The organism is Treponema sp. UBA6852 (assembly GCA_002449305.1).
Lineage (GTDB): Bacteria > Spirochaetota > Spirochaetia > Treponematales > Treponemataceae > Treponema_D.
This window is the reverse complement of sequence record DKDI01000048.1, coordinates 172410-192676: the sequence shown is the minus strand read 5'-3', so window position 1 is coordinate 192676 and position 20267 is coordinate 172410. Positions and strand designations below refer to the sequence as shown.

Here is a 20267-nt window from a genome sequence, read left to right as displayed (position 1 = left end):
TTGACGCGTTCGAAAACTTTAATGCGCTGCCCAACGCACTTTTAACTCGTTCGAAAACTTTAATGCGCTGCCCAACGCACTTTTAACTCGTTCGAAAATTTTTACGGCCTGCCCAACGCACTTTTAACTCATTCGAAAATTTTTTCGGCTTTCCCAGCGTATTTTCAGCTCATGCAAAAATTTTATTTTCCCCAATTCGCTTACACAAAATCAAAAAATCTGCTAGGATAGGCGAAATTAAAAATTCAAATGCAATCTAACGAGCAGCCAAAAGCGTAAGTCCAGTTCGGGCGCGTTTTTAGGCTGCTTTTTTTGTTTGTCGATTGCGTTTTTCTTGAGGTGTTTATGAAAAACTATGACTTGGGGAGCGAGAAAATCGGGCGGCTTGTGCGGCATTTTGCAGTTCCGTGCGTTATCAGTATGTTGGTTGCGGCTTTGTACAATATTGTTGACCAGATTTTTATCGGCTGGAGCAGCGCGGGCGCATTCGGAAACGCGGCGACCAACATCGTCTATCCGTTCACGGTTCTGGCTTTGGGGCTTGCGCTTCTTGTAGGCGACGGCTCTGCGGCAATGTTCAGTCTTGCGCTGGGCGAGCGGAACAGGGAAAAAGCGGATAAGTGCGTTGGAACGGGATTTTCGTTTCTGGTTATTCTTTCGGTTTTGCTTTGCGCTTTTGGCTTCTTGTTCAAGAACCAAATTCTTGCGGTTTTCGGCGCGAATCCAGATGAAAAGCTCTGCTACGATTTTGCGAACGAGTATTTTACGGTGATCTGCATGGGGCTTCCTTTCTATATGATTGGACAGGGCTTGAACGGAGCAATCCGCGCGGACGGCTCGCCGAAATTCGCGATGACTTGCACTCTTGTTGGCGCGGTTTCAAACATTATCCTTGACCCGGTTTTTATTTTCGTCTTTGGAATGGGCGTTCGCGGTGCTGCGATTGCGACTGTAATCGGGCAGGTTCTGACTTTTGCAATGAGCATTTTTTACATTTTCCGCTCAAAGAATTTTCATCTGAATCTAAAATGTCTCAAGCCTGATTTTATTTTGCTTGCCCGGATTGCAATGATTGGAATGGCGTCTCTTATCGTTCAGCTTTCAATAGTGATTGTAATCGCCGTGAACAACAACCTTCTTTCAAAATACGGCTACGGAACTTTCGCAAGCACCGGCGAGGCTTTCGGCTCTGTGATTCCGCTTGCGGTCGTGGGAATAGTTATGAAAGTTTTTGGAATCGTAATTTCCATTGTTATTGGAATCAGCTTGGGCGGCCAGCCTATAATCGGATTCAACATGGGAGCCGGAAATTCTTCTCGCGTAAAGGAAACAGCAAACGTGATTCTGCGTCTTGTTCTTGCAATCGGCGTTATTGTTTTCCTGATTTTTGAATTTCTTCCGGACTTGGTGATTTCGATTTTCGGAAAAGGCAACTCGCCTGAATACATGGAATACGCGCGGCTTTGCGTAAGAATCTTTTTGAGTGGAATCATAATGACGTGCTTTATAAAATCCGCGTCGATAATCTTGCAGTCAATCGGAAAAAGCGGAAAGTCAACGCTTCTTGCTCTTCTGCGCGATGTGATTGTTTTTGTTCCAGCTTCAATTATTCTTGCCACCGTGAGCCAAAACATAGTAACAATGCTGTGGAGCGCGCTCATAAGCGACGTGGTTTCGTTCGTGGTTGCAGTGATTTTTTTGCGTGGAGAGATGAAGAAGATGACGGAAATGCGTGATGAATAATTCGTAATGCGTAATGCTTAATGCGTTAGGGATTGTAGCACCGTAGTTCCAGAGCAACCAGCGGTTGCGGAGGAATGAGCGTTAGCGAAGTGCGAAAAGCCCGGCGGCGCGAGTTTGCAAAGCAAACTCGTGAAGCAAAACGAAGTTTTGCGGCGAACGCCCATATAAAAAATCCCGGTTTGCATTGTGTAAAGCCGGGAGCTGAATGCTATCTGTTTTTTAAGTTTTTGATATTTTGATACTGAAGCCTTGCGTAGATTTCTTTTGTCCAGGTGTTAAGTATGTCGGCGTCGGATTTGTCAACATTTTTTGGAAGCTTTGTTTTTACAGCTTTGTTGTAGTTTTCTGCGGCGGTATTGTAATCTTTTGAGTTTAGTGCGACTTCGGCTTTTGTAAGATAAGCGGCTTTTGTCTGAACCTGAGGGTTGTTTGAGAGTTTTGCTGTATTTTTCTTGGCATTGTTTGTTTCTGCAGGTTCAGTTTTTTCTATTGCCTGGGAATTTGTATTTCCGCTGGCTCTGTCGCCAATGCCTTTTACAATTCCTTTCCATTTCTGGGAAAAACAAGATGTGGCTGTGGCGATGAGTAAAATTGCTACGACCTTTGATTTTTTTGATAAACACATAATAAACTCCGAAAAATATTAGATTGTTTTATAAAATCTTTCTATTAGTATTTCTTTTTGTGGAAATTGTCAAGATGACGGAAAATCGTAAAGAAATAAGGCGGACAAATCTTTTATGATCATATAAATAACATTTGGTGATTTCCTGCAATTTCATGTATCGTTATTTTAACGTTTGCCGTCCGCACGTACTTTTATAAAACGTTCTTTGTCCGCGAATAATTTTGAAAAACGTTACTGCTCTTGCTTTTCCGCTGTGTATCTTGCCCGCTCGCCGCCAATGAGCTTCGGCCGTGAGTAAGCCGCCGTAACGTAAGCCTTGCCAACGAATTTCTGCTCCGGGTGGACTGGAACCGCGACTTCTTTCATGTGCATTCCAATCAGCGTGCTTCCAATGTCGATTCCTGCCGCCGCCTTTATATGCTCAACGACGACCGGCTCCTTGAATCCGTAGTAAGCCGCAGTCGCGAACGAGCCGCCTCCGTGAATCCACGGAACAACGCAAACTTCGTCAAGTCCGTATTTTTCTGCGCACTCGCGCTCAACAACAAGCGCACGGTTCAAGTGCTCGCAGCACTGGCAAGCAAGAAAAGTCCCTTTTGATGACAAAATCCTATTTGCAGTTTTAAAAATCGCCTTTCCGATTTCCACGCTTGAGTCTTTTCCGATAGAGCCGCCCGCAACCTCGCTAGTCGAGCATCCGATTACAAAAACCGAGCCTTTTTTCTGCGGATGGGAATCGAGCAGCTCTGTGATTATCTTTTCTGCCTGGCGTGAAATTTCAGAAAGATTTTCCGCCGTTGCATTTTTGTTTTCGTTCTGATTCATAATTTTGTCCTTGTAGGCAGAATGGTATCACAATTTTTATTTTTGTGCAGAGAGTTTTTTTGCTCCATAGATTCTAAAAACCAAGCTTCTCCTTTCCTGTAAGAAAATCGAGCGCGTTGATGTTTCGGATTCCGTTGAAATCTGAGTTCAAATTTCTGTCCATCGTGATTATAACTCTCGGGTACGAATCCGGAATGTTTTTGAAGGCAGAAAGCTCACGTTTCAGCGTCTCCTCGTCTTTTACGGTTTCTGCGACCTGGATGTAAAAAAGAGAAGTCTGATTCTTTGCCACAAAATCTATTTCGGCATCGAGGTTTCTGCCCGTGTAAATCGTAAAATGCTGCCGCTTAAGCTCAAGAAAAATCTGGTTTTCAAGGATGTGTCCCATGTCGATATTTCTGTAGCCCAAAAGCATATTCCGCAGTCCTGTGTCGGAGATGTAGTATTTTGAGATGTTTTTAAGAATCTCCTTTCCGCGCACATCGTAGCGTTCGACCCTGTAGACTAAAAAACATTCCTCAAGAAAGTGCATATAGTTTTCGACTGTGGGCTGACTTGTTTTGCGCCCGGAACTTGTAAGCGTGTCGCTGATTTTTTTTGATGTGCAGAAATTTCCGCAGTTCTGGAACATGAATTTTATTACGGCTTCAAGAACCGCAACGTCCTTTATCTGATGCCGCCTTGCGATGTCCTTTACGATTATCGTGTTGTAAACTCCGTTCAGGTACTGGTATACGCTTTCCGTATTTTTTCTGAGCTGGACTGTGAACGGCATGCTTCCGAATTTCACGTAGTCGTAATAGTTTTCTTCGGTTGTCTGCTGTGGAAAATTGTTTTCCTTTATACATTCAAGATATTCGCGAAATGAAAAGGGAAGCATGTCAATCGTAACGTATCTCCCGCTTAAAAGAGTGGCGAGTTCCCCGGACAGCAAGTCCGCGTTCGAGCCTGTAAGATACAAATCCACGTTTTTGTAGTTGAAAAGTGTTTCTACCGGCTTCTGAAAATCCTTGCACAGCTGAACTTCGTCAATAAAAACATAGTTCATCTTGTCTTCCAAAAGCGCGGATTTTATGAACGCATAAAGATTGTGATATTCCAGCAAAAGCTCGTTGTCCAAGTCGTCAAGCCTGATATAAGTAATCTGCCTCTCTGAAACGCCTCTATCCAAAAGCGTCTGCATATACTGTTCCATAAGCACGGATTTTCCGCACCGCCGGATTCCTGTCAGAACTTTGATTACCTGCTTGTCTTTAAATGCTTCTATACTTTGAAAATATGAACTTCTTATCATTTATTCAAAGTGTACTTTGAAAATATTGTCATGTCAAGGTTGTTTTTAAGTTGATATTGAAAAATTTTTGTATTATATTTGTCATACCTGTAACTTCCGCACGATTTCTGCTATAATTTTTGCATGATTCAGATTTTTGGCACGACAAAGAATTTTGACACAAAAAAGGCGCAGATGTGGTTCAAAGAACGGAGGATTCCTTTTCAGTTCATCGATTTAAAGGAAAAAGAGATGAGCCGGGGCGAATTTGAAAGCATTGTGGATTCACTTGCGCGCACGGCTGGCTCTAAAGCAGATGCGCTTGAGCTTCTGGCAGACAAAAAATCAAAGGACTATGCCTTGTTCGCATATCTTGATGACGCAGACAAGGAAGAAAAACTTTTTGAAAACCAGCTTTTGCTGAAACTACCGATTTGCCGGAACGGAAAAAACGCCGCAACCTATGGACTTGAAGTGAAAATCTGGGAAGGGTGGAAGTAGATTTTTTGAAGTGCTGTAAGCGTGCTTTTTGTTCAAAAATTGATTAAAAAATAAAATCCGCCGCAGTATGTCTGTTCAGCGACGGATTCCGCTTGTCATTGACTGGCATGAACGGGAGGCTTGTTTTATTTTAAAAGATATTCGACTGTGGTTACCACGCGGATTGTCTTTTTTTCCTGAAGGTCTTCGGCAGCGTTCTCTATGCTGAAAAATCCCTGGGTTGCAGTTTTGATTTTTCCGACTTTGCTTCCAGAATCATGCGCAAACTGCTCGGCTGCTGTGCGTGCGTTTTTTGTCGCCTCCGCAATCATCTGCGGCTTTATGTTGTTCAGCTTTGTGAATTCAAATGAAATCTTGCTGTTGTAGTCTTTTGAGACTGCGATTCCGCTGCTCATAAGGTCAAGGGAATCGTCTTGTGCCTTTTTCACTTCTGCGACTTTTGACGAGCGCACAAGAACTACCGTTTGCGCAAGGTAAGTGTAGAGAATTTTGTCCCGGTCCATGTACGGATTGATTGTGTTGTCCGTTATGCTTGGCGACTGAACCGTGTAGTCTTCTTCTGAAAGTCCGTGGCTTGAAAGATATTCCTTTACAGTCTGGGTTTTTTTCAGAATATCCTTCTGGAGCTGCGGAAGGCTGTTTGCTCCAAGCGTGAATGTGAGCGGCCAGAGTGCAAGGTCAGCATCGACTTCTTTTTCCGCAAGTCCGCGCACTGTAACTGTCCTGTCAGGCCTTGCTATTTTTGAAAGCCCCGTGGAAACAATCGCCGCCGACACGACAAGCGAAACCGATACCGCCAGAATGAATGCCTTTAGTTCTTTCATTTTTTTCCTCCGAATGTTTTTCTAAAAATGTAATGAATTGAATCCAAAAAATCAGCATGAAATCTAAATATAAAATTTTCCGGATTATGTCTATTGAACAACTTCGCGAGAAAAAGGTTGCGTCAGTTTTTCCAAGTCGGAATACTATGGGCGGTCTTGCAAATCCCTTTGGTATTTGCAGTCGCTATGTCCGCCCTTCGCTCACGCTCATTCTTGGGTGATTTCGACAGGCTCAATCACCCAAGAACTTCGGGGCTCCCAGCGCTACCGCATCCGCCTTACAAAAGCTCTTTTACTTTGCCTAAAACTTCCACGTCCGCAGGAAGCCATTTTACGCTTTCAAGTTTCTCTGCGGAAAGCCAGGCAGAATTCTCGTGCTCCAAAAGCGTCAGCTTCCCGGAAACAACCGAGCACAAAAAACATTCCATTTTCAAGTGAAAGGCTGGGTAGTCGTATTCAACCGTGCAGAGTTTTTGTTCAGGGAGAATTTCCGTCGCAAGCTCCTCGCGGATTTCGCGGACAATCGCCTGTTCAGCAGTTTCTCCTGCCTCAATCTTTCCGCCCGGAAATTCCCACCAGTCCTTCCATTCGCCGTATCCGCGCTGAGTCGCAAAAATCTGTTTTTCGCCGCCGGATGTTGTGCGGAGAATCACTGCCGCGGAAACGTGGATTTGTTTCATTTTTATGCCTCGCTAGTTTTTATAAAGTCAATTATTACTGTTTTTTCCCATTTTGTCAGTGCGTGTTATAAAATCGTTGAAAAGCTCATCTGGAACGCGGTTTTGAAGTGCGAATCTCATTGTGATTGGCTTGTTGCCTTCCGCACTGTCCGGAAAAGTTGAGACCTGCCCAAGATAAATGAACGGCTGAGTTATGTTTTCTACTTTTTCAAATTTGCGCACAAAAAGATGAAGGCGGATTTTCCTTTCTATATTGCGGATTAGGTTCTGTCCGACTTCAGAATTTTGCGTTGTGCTGTTTGGCGACTGCCACTGAAAATGTTCCGGCGTTATGAATTTGTCAGCATAATTTATGGAATCCTTTATGTCTGCGTCCTTGTGCAAATTCACAAACAGAAAATAGTCCGGCTTTGCAGAAGTTATAAGTCCTTGTCCGCGGAATGAAGAATGAATTTTTGTGTAGTTGCATAAAAGAGCCGCGTCGCGCATCGTGTATTTTTGGTAGAGCCTTAAAAAGGGCAAAGTTCCGCTTTCAGAATAATCATCTGATCCGAATTCATTTTGATAGCGCAAAAGGTTGTATTGAATCAAGTCTTCCAGCCAAAGCTTCTTTTGTGCGGAAAATCTTGAGTTTTCAAGTGAGTTAACCGTGTTTTTGTTGAACGAAACTGAATCTCCATCAAAATTAAAAATCGCCTTTTCGTAGCGTGTTTTTTCGCTTGAGTCAAAATATGCTCCGCTAAGCGTCTGGCAGGCGTGAACTACAGAAGTTTTATTCACAAAAGAAAGATATTTTTTTGCCTTTTCTGCAATTTCATCAACAGAAGCAAAGTTGTTTTTGGAATTAAAAACCGTTTCCGCGATAATCCATTCTTCTGCGCGTCTTGCAGGCGAATAAAAGCTTAGAAGCTGCATAATCTGCCTGAAAGATTCGTCTTCGTTCATTAAAGAAAATTCAGGGTGGCTTTCTTTTTCAATGTACGCGGCAAAATCAAAATATGTCTTGTAGTTCGGACTGAAAACCGTGAACCGCACAGGATCAATGCTTCCGTCATGCTTTAGATAATCAACAAGAAACGGAACTTTTCCACCGCATACATGCTTGAACGAAAGGTAAGATTCCTTCATATATTTTAACGACATGAATTTTTCGTTTTCAAGCTGGCGCAGAATCTGTTCCTTTGTGATTTTGTCCATGTGGATGTAAGTTCCGTTCGGCAGGTCTGCAAAATCATTTGCAACTTCAAGCTTCAAGGAGTCGCGGTCGTAGTCCTGTTTTCCGTTCATGGCAATCGCCATCAGAAAAGATTTTTTGTAGTTCCCGATAAAATCAAGGACCGTTACAAATTCCTTGCCGTCCAGTTTGCGCAAGCCTCTTCCGAGCTGCTGGATAAAAATTATTGAAGATTCGGTCGGGCGCAGAAGCAGAACTGTGTTTACGGACGGAATGTCGATTCCTTCATTGAAAATATCGACTGAAAAAATGTATTGAAGAGGAGAGTTGTCATCTTCTAAAAGACGTGCGTATTTTTCACGGACTTCAACGCTGTCATCTCCTGAAAGTGCGACGGCAATCTGACCGTTGTTTTTGGAAAGTCTCTTGTTGAATTCTTCCGCCATATATTTTGCGTGTTTTACAGTCGCGCAGAATCCAAGCGCCTTCTGTTTTTCACCGTCATGCCCGTAGAAATTTATTTTCTCTATGATGTAATCAACGCGCCGGTTCACCATTAGCATATTTGCAATTTCTTCTATATATTCGCTTGTTCCTGGTTCAGCCTTGATTTTTGAATAGTCGATTCCTTCCGCATCTGTAAGCCCAAAATAGTGAAAAGGGCAGACTAAATCATTAGAAAGTGCGTCCCGCAACCGGATTTCCACAGCGACATTGTTGTCAAAAATTGAATATATGTCGCCATTGTCGCTTCGTTCTGGAGTTGCCGTAAGTCCGAGCAGAAAATTCGGAGTAAAATGCGCAAGGATACTTTTGTAGCTTTCGCTTGACGCATGATGAGCTTCGTCCAAAACGATATAGTCAAAAGCATCTTTGTTAAATTCATTGTAATGCCGGCTTAAAGTATCGCGGGTTGCAAAAAGGTACTTGCAGTTTTTATCTTTCTGGTTTCCTGTGAAAAATCCTGAGGAATAATTTTCTTCTGTTGCGGAGCAGATTGTGTCAAAAGATTCCTTCGCCTTTTTCAGAATGTCCTCGCGGTGAACAATAAAAAGCAGATGCTTTGGTTTTACCTGCAGCGCGTCAAAGACTGACATATAAGTTTTTCCGCTTCCGGTTGCGGCGATTGCAAGAGCCTTTTTTGCTCCTGTTTTTCGCAGGCGGTCAAGCTTTACAATCGCTTCCTGCTGCATTTCATTTGGCTGGATTATGGACGGTGAATTTTCATCTGTAAAACTGTTGTATGAAAATAAAAGTTTTGATTCCTGTTTTTGCTGGCGTTTTACTTTTGAAAGATAGTCGCGGTAAGAAATCAAAAATTCATCGGAATATTCTTTTGCCCATGGGCTTTTCCAGAGAGTTTCAAATTCGTCAAGAACAGATTTGGTAAAAATTCCGGGTTCCTGTCGCTCGCCGCAGTTTTCGTTTTGAAGGACGTTCCATTCAACATTCGTCTTTAGCGCGCGTCCTGTTATGTTTGAAGAGCCGATTATGACAGTCCATTTTTCTGATTCATTGCTGCTTTTGTGGAACAGATAGCCTTTTGCATGAAACCCGTCGTTTTGTGTTGGCGGAACATAAATTTTAAGATGGATATTTTTGAATTTGGAAAGCCGCTCAAGAACTTGCGGACTGGTCATTTCCTTGTAGGTTGTTGTAAGAATCTCGCCGCGGATATTTTGTTTTTCAAGAGCCTCCAGCGTTTCAAGCAGAACCTGCAATCCTCCGTAAGTGATGAACGCCACGCTTATTTTGAACTGGGAACAATCACTAAGATTTTCAATAAGCTCGTTGTAAAAACTGCGGACAGGTCCGTTTGTGATAAGGATAGATTCTTCCATAATGTTTCCAGTATCCTTATTTTGTAATGAAAAAGCGTCCCGAAAAAGGTTCGTTTTTTGGGACAGATGTATTTTCTGTATCTGACATTTTTAATCCTTAAACCAATGTTAGATTTGGAATAAATTTAAAATCTGAAATATTCAAGGTTGAAAGCGGAATTTCAAATTCAAGTGCCGTTGCTGCAATCAAAGCATCGGGAATTAGAAGTCCATGACTTTTCGCAAACTTTTCTATTAGATTCCTAGCTTTTACAGAAATAGCTTCTGTAAATTCTATTATTTCAAAATCAGCAAAAGCCTTTTTTATGGCTATAACTTCATTTTTATTTCTTGCTCCAACCATAAGTTCCATATAAGTTATAGCAGACATTCCAAGCCCTTTTGTCCTATCGGCAGAAAGCCGTTCCCTTGCTTCTTCTTTTCCACGAAGGTAATCAATTAAAATGCAAGTGTCGCATAGATACAGCATTATGTCCGGCTCCATGCTTTCTGACGGATATTTTCAATATTTATGTCGCTGTCTTTCCATAGGCCAAATGCTTTGTCAAAATTCTCGGAGGAAGATTCTGTTTTTTTGGAACGATTAAATCCAATTGAACTCAGAAGTTTGTTTAATAACGAAATCCGGTCGGAGTAAGAGAGCATTTCTATTTCACTATACAATCTTATTACATTTGAACCTTCCATAAAATGCCCCCCATAAAAAGTCAATGAGGAAATATCAATTTCCGATTCGACTTTTTAAGTTGTTTCACAACGAAGTGAGAAACAACAGTTGATAATGAAGTTTGCAACGCAAACTTGTAAAGATAAAAACAGACGCCAGTTTCGGCTGTTTTTATCTTATTCCCTTCTTTAGACTATTATTCTTAACTATAATATAGCGTTTTTTTTAGATTTTCAATTACATTTTTCTAGGGGAATATTAAAGGAGTAATCACATTTTTCTAGGGGAAAGTGAAAGTTTATTCCTCAATAAGTTTGTGTTCTGTAAGTTTTCCTTCTTTTGCGTGCTGAATTGAAAGTTCAAGCCGTTTCTGATTCTCCTCGCTGTAAAATGGGTATTCGGAAGAAAATTTTGTCTATTCTATTTATCAAGTTTTTTTCATGCCCAAAGCAGTCCTGACCTGCTCCAAAAAACGAACATTTTTCGGAACAGAAAATACCTCGAAAAAAATCAAAAGCCAACTACACAATTTTAGACAAATATATTGGTGAAAAAACTTTTGATGAAGACTATGCGCTTTTAAGTCATTATATCCAGCTTCAAGATTCCATTGCTGGTGAAAGATACAGAAAAATTCTTGAGCAAAACGGACTTGATGTTTTAAATTTTCCAGAAACAGATGATTTCAATGCAAAACTTGATGTTCCGTTTGGTATACCAAAAAATCCCTCGTTTACTTTTATTGATTTGTTTGCCGGTATTGGCGGATTTAGGCTTGCGATGCAGTCCTGCGGTGGTCAGTGTGTTTTTTCCTCTGAATGGGACGATGCCGCAAAGCAGACTTATTTTGAAAACTATGGAGAAGTTCCATTCGGCGATATAACAAAGCCTGAAACTAAAGATTTGATTCCTGAAAAATTTGATGTGCTGTGCGCTGGCTTTCCGTGCCAGGCATTTTCGATTGCCGGCTATCAAAAGGGATTTGATGATGTCCGTGGAACTTTGTTCTTTGATGTTGCAGATATTTTGGAAAAGCATCGTCCAAAGGCATTTTATCTTGAAAATGTAAAAAACTTGAAATCGCATGATGAAGGGCGAACTTTTGCAAAGATAATGGACGTTCTGCAAAATCGGCTTGGGTATATTGTTGACTCAAAAATTATGAATCCGTGCGAATATGCGAATGTTCCTCAGAACCGCGAGCGAATTTTTATAGTCGGCTTTGATCCGAATCAAGTTGAAATTCCCGAAATGTATTTTCGTAATGGGCAGTTTGAGTTTCCTTTTCCAGAAAAAGTTGAGCTTACAAAAAATATTCATGATGTGATAGATGATTCTATTGAAACGGAAAATCTTTTTTACAAAGAAAAACACCTCTATTACGACAGAATGAAAGATGTGATTGTAAACCCGGACACGGTTTATCAGTGGCGAAGAGTTTATATCCGCGAGAATAAAAGTGGAGTCTGCCCGACTTTGACGGCAAACATGGGCGAGGGCGGACATAATGTTCCGATTGTCCGAACTTCAAAAGGAATTCGAAAATTAACGCCTGAAGAATGTCTTGGATTTCAAGGATTCCCTGTCAATATTCAAAATCCATTCCGATTCCCGAACACAATTGCGCAAAGCAAGAAATACAAGCAGGCAGGAAACAGCGTGACAGAGCCCTTGATAGAACGCGTAGCAAGAAATGTAATTCAATTTGTTAGGGAGAATGAGAGATGACTCATACAGAAAAATTACTAAACTCAATTAAGCCTCTTAGAAATGAATATGAAGAATATTATGATGAACTTGTTTCTGTGTATTCTGCATATTCAAAATTTGATTCGGAATCTATAGACGAATATGTAAGAGATGTTTTTAGAAATTCAAATAGAGCTTTTTTTACGATTTGTTCAAAAGAATCATTTAATAATCTTTCTACAGGGGATAATTGGATTGATTCGATAATTTATACACCTTTAAATGATCATTCTCGTCCTTTTATGAAAAAAGGAGATATTGTTTTTTGTTATAGACAAGGTCAATTTTCTGATTTAAAAGAAGCATTGAGTATGCGAGGTATTTATGCTTTTGGATTTGTTGCTTCTGAGCCAAAACTTTTATTTCCTGATAAAACAGACCATAATAAATATGGAGTTGCTATTTTATTTCCTTTTGGAATGAAAGAGCATTTGGAATTGAGAAATATTCAGTTAAATCCTATTACTATTTCTTTGACGCCTTATAATGGTAACAGAAATGATGCATTACAATACATTCCTGAAAATGAATACTCAAAATCATTATTGGAACAAATTTGTCGAAAGAATCCATATTTAAGAAAATCAATTGAAAATGTTATTGGGAAAAATATAGAAGATAAACCTTTACCAGATGAAATATGGAATATAAATCATAATCTTTCTGAAAACTCTTATACCCCAAATTTCTCCCAAATCATCTACTACGGCGTTCCCGGCTGCGGAAAAAGCAACAAAATTGATAAGAAAACAGGAAGCATTTCTGACGAGCAGAAAATGCGTGTTGTTTTTCATCCTGAATACACAAACGCTGATTTTGTTGGACAGATTTTGCCTGTGCAGACACCTGATGGCATTGATTACCGTTTTAAGGCTGGACCTTTTGCACGAATTTTAAAACGCGCCTTGAAAAATCCTTCTCAACCATACTATTTAATAATCGAAGAAATTAATCGTGGAAACGCAGCGGCTATTTTTGGAGATTTGTTTCAGTTGCTTGACCGAAAAAGCGATGGCTGGAGCTCATACTTTGTTGAAAATTTAGACTTGAATTCGTTTATCAGAAGTGATGATGACAAATATTCTGATAAAAATGTAAAAACGTCTGTCCAAATTGGAAGTCTTACTTTCACAGAAAATACTTCAATCCGCCTTCCTCCGAATCTTTCAATTCTTGCCACAATGAACACGAGCGACCAGAATGTTTTTATATTGGACAATGCTTTTCAACGCCGATGGGATATGGTTCTGGTAAAAAACGAATTTGGTGAGGATTCTGAAAAAGCAAAAACTGAAGAAGAGCAAAAAAATATTGACCGGCAGAAAACGGCACTAATTGAAGGTTCTAAAATTACTTGGGAAACTTTCCATAAAACAATCAATGAGAAAATCTCGCAGTTTTCAAGAGAAAATAATTTTTCAAGCATGATAGACAAGCGGCTCGGCTGCTGGTTTGTCAAGGCTGTTCCTGATGATAAAAATGACATAAACGGAAAATATATTATTGAAGAGAAATCATTTAAAAACAAAATCCTGAAATATCTCTGGGACGATGCGTTCAAATTCAGCCGTGAAGATGTTTTTGAAGATGCTGATAATTTTGAATCTCTGCTAGAAAAAGTAAAAATGGATGCGCCGAACTTCGGAATTTTCAAGAATATTGAGTTTTTTGCTGAGAAATCAGAAAAATCTGAAGAAGAAAATGAAGTTTGACTTTTAAACTATAATTTTCCCAAAAAATGTAATATACTGTCATTATGGATAAACGAAAACTTTTGCAGGCTACAAAAATTCTCAAAGATGCCGGTTGCACGGAAATCTACATTTTTGGCTCTCAGGCGAATGGAAAGGCTGGTAAGAATTCCGATGTGGATTTGGGTGTAAAAGGACTTCCTGTTCAAAGTTTTTTTGGAATCCACTATGATTTGGAAACCGCGCTTAATATGAGAGTTGATTTGGTTGATTTTGACTGTCAAAATGATTTTTTCTCCCTATTAAAACGTCATGGAGAGTTACAGAAGATTGGATAAAATCTGCTGCGTTTATTTTGGAGAGGATAAAAACGACGCTGAAAGTCTTTCTGAAAAATTTGTCGGACTAAAGTGCACTGACGGAAAGCTGAAAATCTATTTTCCTGTGGGCTACAGAAAGCCGGACGAAAAAACTGATTCTCCTGCCGAAATAGAAAAAGAAGTCCGTAAAAACATTTTGAATCTTATTCAAATTCTGCGGACATTTGGGGAAAAGGAGGACAATCTTTCTTCCTCGCCGCTGATTTCAAAAAATCGAAATGTTGCATTTCCAGTTCATGCGTATCTTTTTATAATCCGCGATTTTTTGTCGAACGGCTATTATGTCCAGAAAGAAACGCAGTATTCAAAAAGTCAGGGCGGAAAAGTGAGCTGGAGCCGCACCATAAAAAGTGTCAAGCCGCAGTTTATTGATTTTCAGCCGTTTTATTTTGATTTTATAACTCAAAAGACAAATTACAGCCAGGCGGAGCTGATTTCCCAAATCCATAAATTTTGCGTCCACGAATGTTTTTCAAAGCTAGGATTTCTGTTTTCCAGTTTTTTGCCCGAAAAATCGGAGCTTAAGCTGAACAAAAATCTTTTTATAGCCGTCATAAAAAAGGCGATGACACAGACTTTTAACGAGAACAATCTGCTTCTTTTTAAGAATATGCTGGATGTGCTGAATTTTCTTGATGAAAACTCTGAAAATAAGGAATTTATTTACGGAACTCAAAATTTCCATGTCATCTGGGAAAAACTTATTGACCGCATTTTTGGAGAGACGGACAAGGAAGATTTTTATCCCAAAGTTTATTGGAAGCTTAAAAACAAAAAAGGCAGTGAAGAGCGCTTTGAGTTTAGAACGGATGAGAAACACAACTCCCTCCGTCCCGACACGATTATGATAACAAACCGTGCAAAAACCGGGCAGAAAATTTTTGTGCTTGACTCAAAATATTACCGCTACGGAGCGACTGGCATAAAAAATCATCTTCCGGACAGCGCGAGCATTGTGAAGCAGTTCGCATATGCTGAATATATAGAAAAAAATGATTCAATTCCGGAAAAAATAAAACGGAACCGGACTGAGAATTCAATTTTCAATGCGTTTATAATGCCTGCCTGCGTCCAGAAAATTGAAAATATCGGCTATGCGGGCGCGGATTACATTTTGGCGGAAAAAGATTCTTCTGATGTTTCCTTTGTTCCTGAAAAATCATGGCACAAAATCCACGGAATCCTTCTTGACACAAAAACTGTAATGGAGCACGCCGCAAAAAAAGACAACGAGCTGATTGAGCAGCTTGCAGCGGCGATTGAAGAAAAAATATAACTCAAAAACATTTCCACTAAGTTCCCTGAATAAAGTAACTATATTTCCAAACTTAGTTACTTTATTTTAAAATATAGTTACTATATTTATCCAAAGAACTGGGTACATTTTTACTAAAAAGAAATACTTTATCCTGCGATTACAACTTTCAGGACTTTGGATTCTGTGAAGATTGAACCGGGTGTCTTCAATTTTTATCTGCCATACAATTTATAGAAAAATTTTTCTGAACAATGATATAATAATCTTTATATTTAATTACCTAGGAATGTCTTGGGAAAGTCTATGCAAAAATATACACTAAAAGCTGCTGTAAAAAAACAAAATGAAATTCAGGAAAGTTTGAAATTGCCGTCGCAAAATTTTCAGCTTCCACTTTTTCATGCGTTTTCTCCGGCGGGATGGTGCAACGACCCGAACGGCTTTTCATTTTTCGGCGGAAAGTTCCATTTGTTTTTTCAGTATCATCCGTATTCAACTCAATGGGGAGCAATGCACTGGGGGCATCTTTGCACTTCAGATTTTGTGCGCTGGGAAATTCTTGAGCCTGCTCTTGCTCCTGATTCCACTTTTGACTGCGAAGGCTGCTTTTCTGGAACGGCAATTGAATTTGAAGGGCGGCATATTCTTGTTTATACAGGAGTTTCAAAAAATTCAAAAGGCGAAACTTTGCAGAACCAGTGCGTGGCAGAAGGCGACGGACTTTGCTACAAAAAATTTGTTAAGAATCCTGTAATTGGCGCGGCAGATGTTCCTTTTGAATTTCAAAAAGGCGATTTCCGTGATCCCAAGCTGTGGCGAGAAGACGGAAAATTTTACATGGCGTGTGTCCTCAAAATGCCAGACGGAAAAGGCTCTCTTGTCTGCTTCTGCTCTAAAAATCTTTTTGACTGGAAATTCGTTTCTGTGATTGACAGGAGCAGCGGAAAAAGCGGAATGTGGGAGTGTCCAGACATTTTTAAATTGGACGGAAAGGACGTTGTGATTTTTTCTCCGCAGGAAATGAAAGCGGATTTTGAGAACGGACTTCACGACGGAAACAACAGTGTTTACATGACAGGAATTCTAAAAAGGCCAGAATTTGTTTTTGAGCGCGAAAGACGAACTGAAAATTCTTTTGATTTTGCGCAGATTGACGGCGGAATCGATTTTTATGCGCCTCAGACTTGCCTTGCTCCTGACGGACGAAGAATCATGATTGCCTGGATGCAAAACTGGGAATCGTACATTACGCCTCAAGATTATCTTTGGTCTGGAATGATGACTTTTCCCCGTGAACTTGAATTGAAGAACGGAAAACTTTTTCAAAATCCTGTGCATGAACTTTCATCATATAGAAAAAAATGTGAAAGCGGCATTGTCTTTGGAGGCTCTGGATTTGTAAAAAATGATTTTTTGCATGGAGATATTGAACTTGAGCTTTTTTCTGCTTTTGAAAATTCAGCGGCTTGCAAAAATCCAAATGGAAAATTTTCTCTTGTATTAAGCAGAACAATTGCAGGCAAAAAATTTTCCGTAGAATTCACTTGCGACTTTGCTGAACAAACGCTTTGGTTTGACAGAAAAAAATCCGTGGACGGCGGCGGAAAAATAAATTTCCGCAAAATGAAACTTCCGCTGTCTTCGTTCTGTTGCGAGAAATCCGTTTATGGAAAAAAGATTTCCCTTAGGATTTTAATTGATACTTGTTCCATGGAAGTTTTTGTTAACGACGGCGAGGTGGCATTTACAAATGCATTTTTTCTTATGCCTGCGCAAATTTTTGACAGCGATGAAAATTCCGTGTTGCTTGAAATGTCTGTTTCAGAAAATATCCGCGCTGAATACAAGATTTTTGAAATTTAAATTATGGAGATTTGCAAAATGAAAAATTACGATGCTGTTGCGCTGGGCGAGCTTCTTGTAGATTTTACTCAGAACGGAATGAGCGCACAAAAAAACTGGCTTATGGAGGCGAACGCTGGAGGAGCTCCGTGCAATGTTCTTGCGATGCTTTCAAAACTTGGACATTCAGTTTCGTTTGTTGGAAAAGTCGGAGATGATATGTTTGGAAAAATGCTCAAGTCAAAAATTGAAAATCTTGGAATCGGAACAGAAAATCTTATCTTTTCAAAAAAATATAAAACAACGCTCGCTTTTGTTCACACTGCGGATGACGGCGACAGAAGTTTTTCGTTTTACAGAAATCAAGGCGCAGATTCAATGCTTGAAAAATCTGAAATAAAATCGGAGCTGATTTCAGCTGCAAAAATATTTCACTTTGGAACTTTATCAATGACAAATGAAATTTGCTTTGATGCTACAAAATTTGCACTTGAGACAGCAAAAAAATCTGGCGTGCTCCGTTCATTTGACCCGAACTTAAGGCTTCCGCTTTGGGAAAGTGAAAGCCAGGCAAAAGAAAAAATTTTGTTTGGACTTTCAGAATGTGAAATCTTAAAGATTGCATCAGAAGAGCTTGAATTTGTTTCAGGCGAAAAATCTATTTGCGATGGCATAAACTGGATCCGCTCAAAATTTAAAATTCCGCTGATTACAGTTACAAAGGGCAAGGACGGAAGCGAAGCGTTTTATTCTGACGGAAAAATTTCTTTGCATGAAACAGCCGGAACATTTTCAAACGTAAAAACAATTGACACGACTGGAGCGGGCGACACATTCTGCGCTTGCATCCTGCATGAAATTCTTTGCGCTGGATACGAAACTTTTTCTAGGGAGCGTCTGCAAAAAATGCTTGTCTTTGCAAATGCCGCTTCATCGCTTGTAACAACAAAAAAAGGCTCGCTTTCTGTAATGCCTATGCGCACGGAAATTGAACAGCTTATAAAAGATTTCAGCAAAAAATAACGGACAAAAAAAATTCATAAACTTTTCGATATTGCCTCTTGTTCTATTGAAATTCTTGGAAAAGGTGCTATTATTTATATAGCCATTATATAGAAGATTTTTTTATTCTTTTATTCGCCCGTTTTGCTTTGCAGGGGAGGGCTTGTGAAGTCTAATATTCTTACCGATTTTCTAAACGACCATTTCGTTTTATTCACAAGTGTTCTTTCTGGAATTATCTGTGCTCTTTATATTTGGAAAGGCTTTAACGAGGGATTTTTCATTGGAACTTGTATTATTGCTGTTATGAATTTTATTTACGTTTTAGTTGCGGCTTTTTTCAAGCGAAAGTGTTTTTCTTATTTTTATCTTGTCTATTCAGTGATTCTTGTTTTCTTGATTGCGTTTGAAAAAACTTTTCTGTTCAACAATTTTACTGCGCTTTTTATTGTGTGCATTGTTGTTATGATAAAGCCTAAAGTAAAATATATTGCCATGCTGCTTTACTTTGCGGCAGTATGCGTTGCGTTTTCCATAAACGGAGAAAGCGTTTTTCATTTTCTGATTCACATTGTCCGCGGCATCTGGTTTATTGGCAGCATCTTCTTTGTCCTTGAAAATCAGTTTGAACGAAAGCGGCTTGTGCTTTATGAAGACGAAGTAAAAATATTGGAGCAGCTTTGCGATGGAAAAATTTACCAGAAAGAAGTTGAAGGCTTCAGCGAAAATACTGTGTATAGAAAACTTAAGGCGGCGCGTGAACGCAACGGAAATATTACTAGGGAGCAGCTTGTAGAATTGTTTAGAAAAGAGTGCATGGAAAGAAAATCATCAGAAAAAACATTCAATCAGATTTAGTTTCCATGCCGCATATTTTTATTGCCGTCCGCCAAGTTCTTTGTCAAGCGCATAAAGACCTTCTGGTGTTGAGCCGAACATTTTGTATTTGTCTATAAGCTCTTTTGCCTTTTGCTCTTCTTCAAGCTGTTCGTTTATAAACCAGTTCAAGAAATTTTTTGCAAACAGATTTTTTTCTTTTTCAGCTTGAAAATAAAGCGTAGTTATGAGATTTGTTACGTACTCCTCATGTTCAAGGCTTTGTTTTAGAACTTGAGAGATTGTTTCTGGCTTGTTTTTGGGCGCGCCAATCGGCAAAAGTTCCACCGGCTGATTTACTTTGCACAGATAGTCGTAAATTTTCATTGCGTGCTCTTCCTCTTCTTTTGCCTGCTGCTTGTACCATTCAGAAAATCCTGCAAGTCCCTTCATGTCAAAAAATGCTGCGAATCCAAGATAAATGTAAGCCGACTCAAATTCTTTTTGAATTTGTGTATTCAGCATTGAACTTAAAGTTGTAGTTGTGTTCATAAAAATCCTCCGTGAAATTTAATATTCCGCTTTCCAAAGCCTGTGAATGTTACAGTATTCATAAGCGGCTTCAACTCTCTCTCCTGTCATAACTGCAAAATCTACGCTTGGAGAGTTTCCGGGACGAAGCCACTTTTGCTGGATTCCTTTGTCAGTCTGAAGCAAAATCCATTCGATGTAGTGTTCTGCTTCTGACGGATGAAGTTTTGAGCCTACAGTAACAGAAACTGTGTTTCCTGCAACTTTGATTACAGGAATGTGTTTTTCTGTAGAGCCGTCTGTTGTTCCCGGCACAAGTTCCTGCATTTCTTCTTCGCAGCAAATTGTTGGAACTCCAGAGTCCTTTACGATGGCGATGATTTTTCCGCAGTGCCTGCAATAATAAAATTTCAACTGCATAATGACCTCCAAAAAATTTTGCAAGACCGGCTTGAAAAATAACTGCATTTTTTTTTGCTGCCTGTTATTTTCTTTTTGCCTTGCGTTTACGCTTTTAAGATACCACAAAAAAATCCTGTGTAAACAAAAAACGCCCACAAACGGTCATCAAAAAATCATCAGCGGTATGGTGAGAGGAAAATTTGCTGCTGCTCATAAACAAGCAAGTTAAATTAGCGGATTTGTGAAGGGAAAATAGGAATTTGTTTTGTATTTTAAAATGTAAAGATTCAAGGATGTTATAAGATCTGTTTTTTTTATTCTAATATAAATAAAGCTATAGTGTGATATATTAGCCTTAATTTCGAGTTTTATAATTTAATGTCATTATCGGGCTTGGTCCCTGCGATGTTTCTGAAATAAACTCGGTTGATAATCTATTG

19 protein-coding genes are annotated in these 20267 nt (G+C 39.6%); 9 read left to right on the top strand and 10 right to left on the bottom strand.

The window, feature by feature from the left end:
• Positions 1–345 precede the first annotated feature (345 nt).
• Positions 346–1743 carry an MATE family efflux transporter gene (locus B3209_RS11730; protein ID WP_296690798.1) on the top strand — a complete coding sequence of 466 codons (1398 nt, stop codon included), beginning with the start codon at positions 346–348 and terminating at the stop codon, positions 1741–1743.
• Between the two features lie 208 nt (positions 1744–1951).
• On the opposite strand, the gene B3209_RS11725 is transcribed toward B3209_RS11730, so the two are convergent.
• The 3 genes from B3209_RS11725 to B3209_RS11715 form a co-directional block, all read right to left on the bottom strand.
• Positions 1952–2368: a hypothetical protein gene (locus tag B3209_RS11725; protein WP_296690795.1), complete on the bottom strand. Its 417-nt coding sequence runs from the start codon at positions 2366–2368 to the stop codon at positions 1952–1954.
• A gap of 234 nt (positions 2369–2602) precedes the next feature.
• Complete coding sequence (locus B3209_RS11720; RefSeq protein ID WP_296690792.1) at positions 2603–3196, bottom strand: TIGR01440 family protein; 594 nt, start codon at positions 3194–3196, stop codon at positions 2603–2605.
• 73 nt (positions 3197–3269) lie between these two features.
• Positions 3270–4490, bottom strand: coding sequence for an ATP-binding protein (locus tag B3209_RS11715; protein WP_296690790.1), 1221 nt, complete (start codon positions 4488–4490; stop codon positions 3270–3272).
• A gap of 123 nt (positions 4491–4613) precedes the next feature.
• On the opposite strand from B3209_RS11715, the gene B3209_RS11710 reads away from it, so the two are divergent.
• Positions 4614–4970 carry an arsenate reductase family protein gene (locus B3209_RS11710; protein ID WP_296690787.1) on the top strand — a complete coding sequence of 119 codons (357 nt, stop codon included), beginning with the start codon at positions 4614–4616 and terminating at the stop codon, positions 4968–4970.
• A gap of 125 nt (positions 4971–5095) precedes the next feature.
• Here B3209_RS11710 and B3209_RS11705 read toward each other — a convergent pair whose 3' ends face one another.
• From B3209_RS11705 to B3209_RS11685, 5 genes are all read right to left on the bottom strand, one after another.
• A complete protein-coding gene (locus tag B3209_RS11705) occupies positions 5096–5794 on the bottom strand; it encodes an SIMPL domain-containing protein (protein ID WP_296690784.1) in 699 nt (232 codons plus the stop codon).
• Between the two features lie 278 nt (positions 5795–6072).
• On the bottom strand, positions 6073–6474 hold the full coding sequence (locus B3209_RS11700; RefSeq protein ID WP_296690782.1) for a (deoxy)nucleoside triphosphate pyrophosphohydrolase: 402 nt from the start codon (positions 6472–6474) through the stop codon (positions 6073–6075).
• 27 nt (positions 6475–6501) lie between these two features.
• The gene (locus B3209_RS11695; protein WP_296690780.1) at positions 6502–9489 is read right to left on the bottom strand and encodes a DUF3427 domain-containing protein; all 2988 of its coding nucleotides are present in this window, start codon (positions 9487–9489) and stop codon (positions 6502–6504) included.
• A 97-nt stretch (positions 9490–9586) separates the two neighbouring features.
• Positions 9587–9973, bottom strand: coding sequence for a type II toxin-antitoxin system VapC family toxin (locus B3209_RS11690; protein WP_296690779.1), 387 nt, complete (start codon positions 9971–9973; stop codon positions 9587–9589).
• The gene (locus B3209_RS11685) at positions 9958–10176 is read right to left on the bottom strand and encodes a hypothetical protein (protein WP_296690778.1); all 219 of its coding nucleotides are present in this window, start codon (positions 10174–10176) and stop codon (positions 9958–9960) included. Before B3209_RS11685 ends, B3209_RS11690 begins: the two co-directional genes overlap by 16 nt.
• Positions 10177–10651: 475 nt before the next feature.
• Between B3209_RS11685 and dcm the strand changes: the two genes are divergently transcribed.
• The 7 genes from dcm to B3209_RS11650 all read left to right on the top strand — a co-directional run bounded on the left by dcm (position 10652) and on the right by B3209_RS11650 (position 18936).
• Positions 10652–11884, top strand: coding sequence for a DNA (cytosine-5-)-methyltransferase (dcm, locus tag B3209_RS11680; RefSeq protein ID WP_349681190.1), 1233 nt, complete (start codon positions 10652–10654; stop codon positions 11882–11884).
• Positions 11881–13617, top strand: coding sequence for an AAA family ATPase (locus B3209_RS11675; protein WP_296662159.1), 1737 nt, complete (start codon positions 11881–11883; stop codon positions 13615–13617). The genes dcm and B3209_RS11675 overlap by 4 nt, the downstream gene beginning before the upstream one ends.
• A 44-nt stretch (positions 13618–13661) precedes the next feature.
• A complete protein-coding gene (locus B3209_RS11670; RefSeq protein ID WP_296662160.1) occupies positions 13662–13934 on the top strand; it encodes a nucleotidyltransferase family protein in 273 nt (90 codons plus the stop codon).
• A complete protein-coding gene (locus B3209_RS11665; RefSeq protein WP_296690776.1) occupies positions 13909–15252 on the top strand; it encodes an LlaJI family restriction endonuclease in 1344 nt (447 codons plus the stop codon). Before B3209_RS11670 ends, B3209_RS11665 begins: the two co-directional genes overlap by 26 nt.
• A gap of 285 nt (positions 15253–15537) precedes the next feature.
• The gene (locus B3209_RS11660) at positions 15538–17097 is read left to right on the top strand and encodes a glycoside hydrolase family 32 protein (protein ID WP_296690773.1); all 1560 of its coding nucleotides are present in this window, start codon (positions 15538–15540) and stop codon (positions 17095–17097) included.
• Positions 17098–17115: 18 nt separating this feature from the next.
• Entirely contained in the window at positions 17116–18099 is a 984-nt protein-coding gene (locus B3209_RS11655; protein ID WP_296690771.1) for a carbohydrate kinase family protein, read from the top strand.
• Between the two features lie 144 nt (positions 18100–18243).
• A complete protein-coding gene (locus tag B3209_RS11650) occupies positions 18244–18936 on the top strand; it encodes a hypothetical protein (RefSeq protein ID WP_296690769.1) in 693 nt (230 codons plus the stop codon).
• 18 nt (positions 18937–18954) lie between these two features.
• Here B3209_RS11650 and B3209_RS11645 read toward each other — a convergent pair whose 3' ends face one another.
• Positions 18955–19446 (bottom strand): ferritin, encoded by a 492-nt coding sequence (locus tag B3209_RS11645; protein ID WP_296690766.1) that lies wholly within the window; start codon positions 19444–19446, stop codon positions 18955–18957.
• A gap of 18 nt (positions 19447–19464) precedes the next feature.
• Positions 19465–19845, bottom strand: a complete 381-nt coding sequence (locus B3209_RS11640) for a desulfoferrodoxin family protein (RefSeq protein WP_296690765.1) — start codon at positions 19843–19845, stop codon at positions 19465–19467.
• Positions 19846–20267: the final 422 nt, after the last annotated feature.

What these genes read in the sequence shown, in the direction of transcription:
- B3209_RS11675 (WP_296662159.1), top strand. Translation starts at nt 11,881, where the DNA reads ATGACTCATACAGAAAAATTACTAAACTCAATTAAGCCTCTTAGAAAT.
- B3209_RS11710 (WP_296690787.1), top strand. Translation starts at nt 4,614, where the DNA reads ATGATTCAGATTTTTGGCACGACAAAGAATTTTGACACAAAAAAGGCG.
- B3209_RS11700 (WP_296690782.1), bottom strand. Translation starts at nt 6,474, where the DNA reads ATGAAACAAATCCACGTTTCCGCGGCAGTGATTCTCCGCACAACATCC.
- B3209_RS11685 (WP_296690778.1), bottom strand. Translation starts at nt 10,176, where the DNA reads ATGGAAGGTTCAAATGTAATAAGATTGTATAGTGAAATAGAAATGCTC.
- B3209_RS11640 (WP_296690765.1), bottom strand. Translation starts at nt 19,845, where the DNA reads ATGCAGTTGAAATTTTATTATTGCAGGCACTGCGGAAAAATCATCGCC.
- B3209_RS11665 (WP_296690776.1), top strand. Translation starts at nt 13,909, where the DNA reads ATGGAGAGTTACAGAAGATTGGATAAAATCTGCTGCGTTTATTTTGGA.
- B3209_RS11730 (WP_296690798.1), top strand. Translation starts at nt 346, where the DNA reads ATGAAAAACTATGACTTGGGGAGCGAGAAAATCGGGCGGCTTGTGCGG.
- B3209_RS11720 (WP_296690792.1), bottom strand. Translation starts at nt 3,196, where the DNA reads ATGAATCAGAACGAAAACAAAAATGCAACGGCGGAAAATCTTTCTGAA.
- B3209_RS11655 (WP_296690771.1), top strand. Translation starts at nt 17,116, where the DNA reads ATGAAAAATTACGATGCTGTTGCGCTGGGCGAGCTTCTTGTAGATTTT.
- B3209_RS11695 (WP_296690780.1), bottom strand. Translation starts at nt 9,489, where the DNA reads ATGGAAGAATCTATCCTTATCACAAACGGACCTGTCCGCAGTTTTTAC.
- B3209_RS11690 (WP_296690779.1), bottom strand. Translation starts at nt 9,973, where the DNA reads ATGGAGCCGGACATAATGCTGTATCTATGCGACACTTGCATTTTAATT.
- B3209_RS11725 (WP_296690795.1), bottom strand. Translation starts at nt 2,368, where the DNA reads ATGTGTTTATCAAAAAAATCAAAGGTCGTAGCAATTTTACTCATCGCC.
- B3209_RS11670 (WP_296662160.1), top strand. Translation starts at nt 13,662, where the DNA reads ATGGATAAACGAAAACTTTTGCAGGCTACAAAAATTCTCAAAGATGCC.
- B3209_RS11660 (WP_296690773.1), top strand. Translation starts at nt 15,538, where the DNA reads ATGCAAAAATATACACTAAAAGCTGCTGTAAAAAAACAAAATGAAATT.
- B3209_RS11705 (WP_296690784.1), bottom strand. Translation starts at nt 5,794, where the DNA reads ATGAAAGAACTAAAGGCATTCATTCTGGCGGTATCGGTTTCGCTTGTC.
- B3209_RS11715 (WP_296690790.1), bottom strand. Translation starts at nt 4,490, where the DNA reads ATGATAAGAAGTTCATATTTTCAAAGTATAGAAGCATTTAAAGACAAG.
- B3209_RS11645 (WP_296690766.1), bottom strand. Translation starts at nt 19,446, where the DNA reads ATGAACACAACTACAACTTTAAGTTCAATGCTGAATACACAAATTCAA.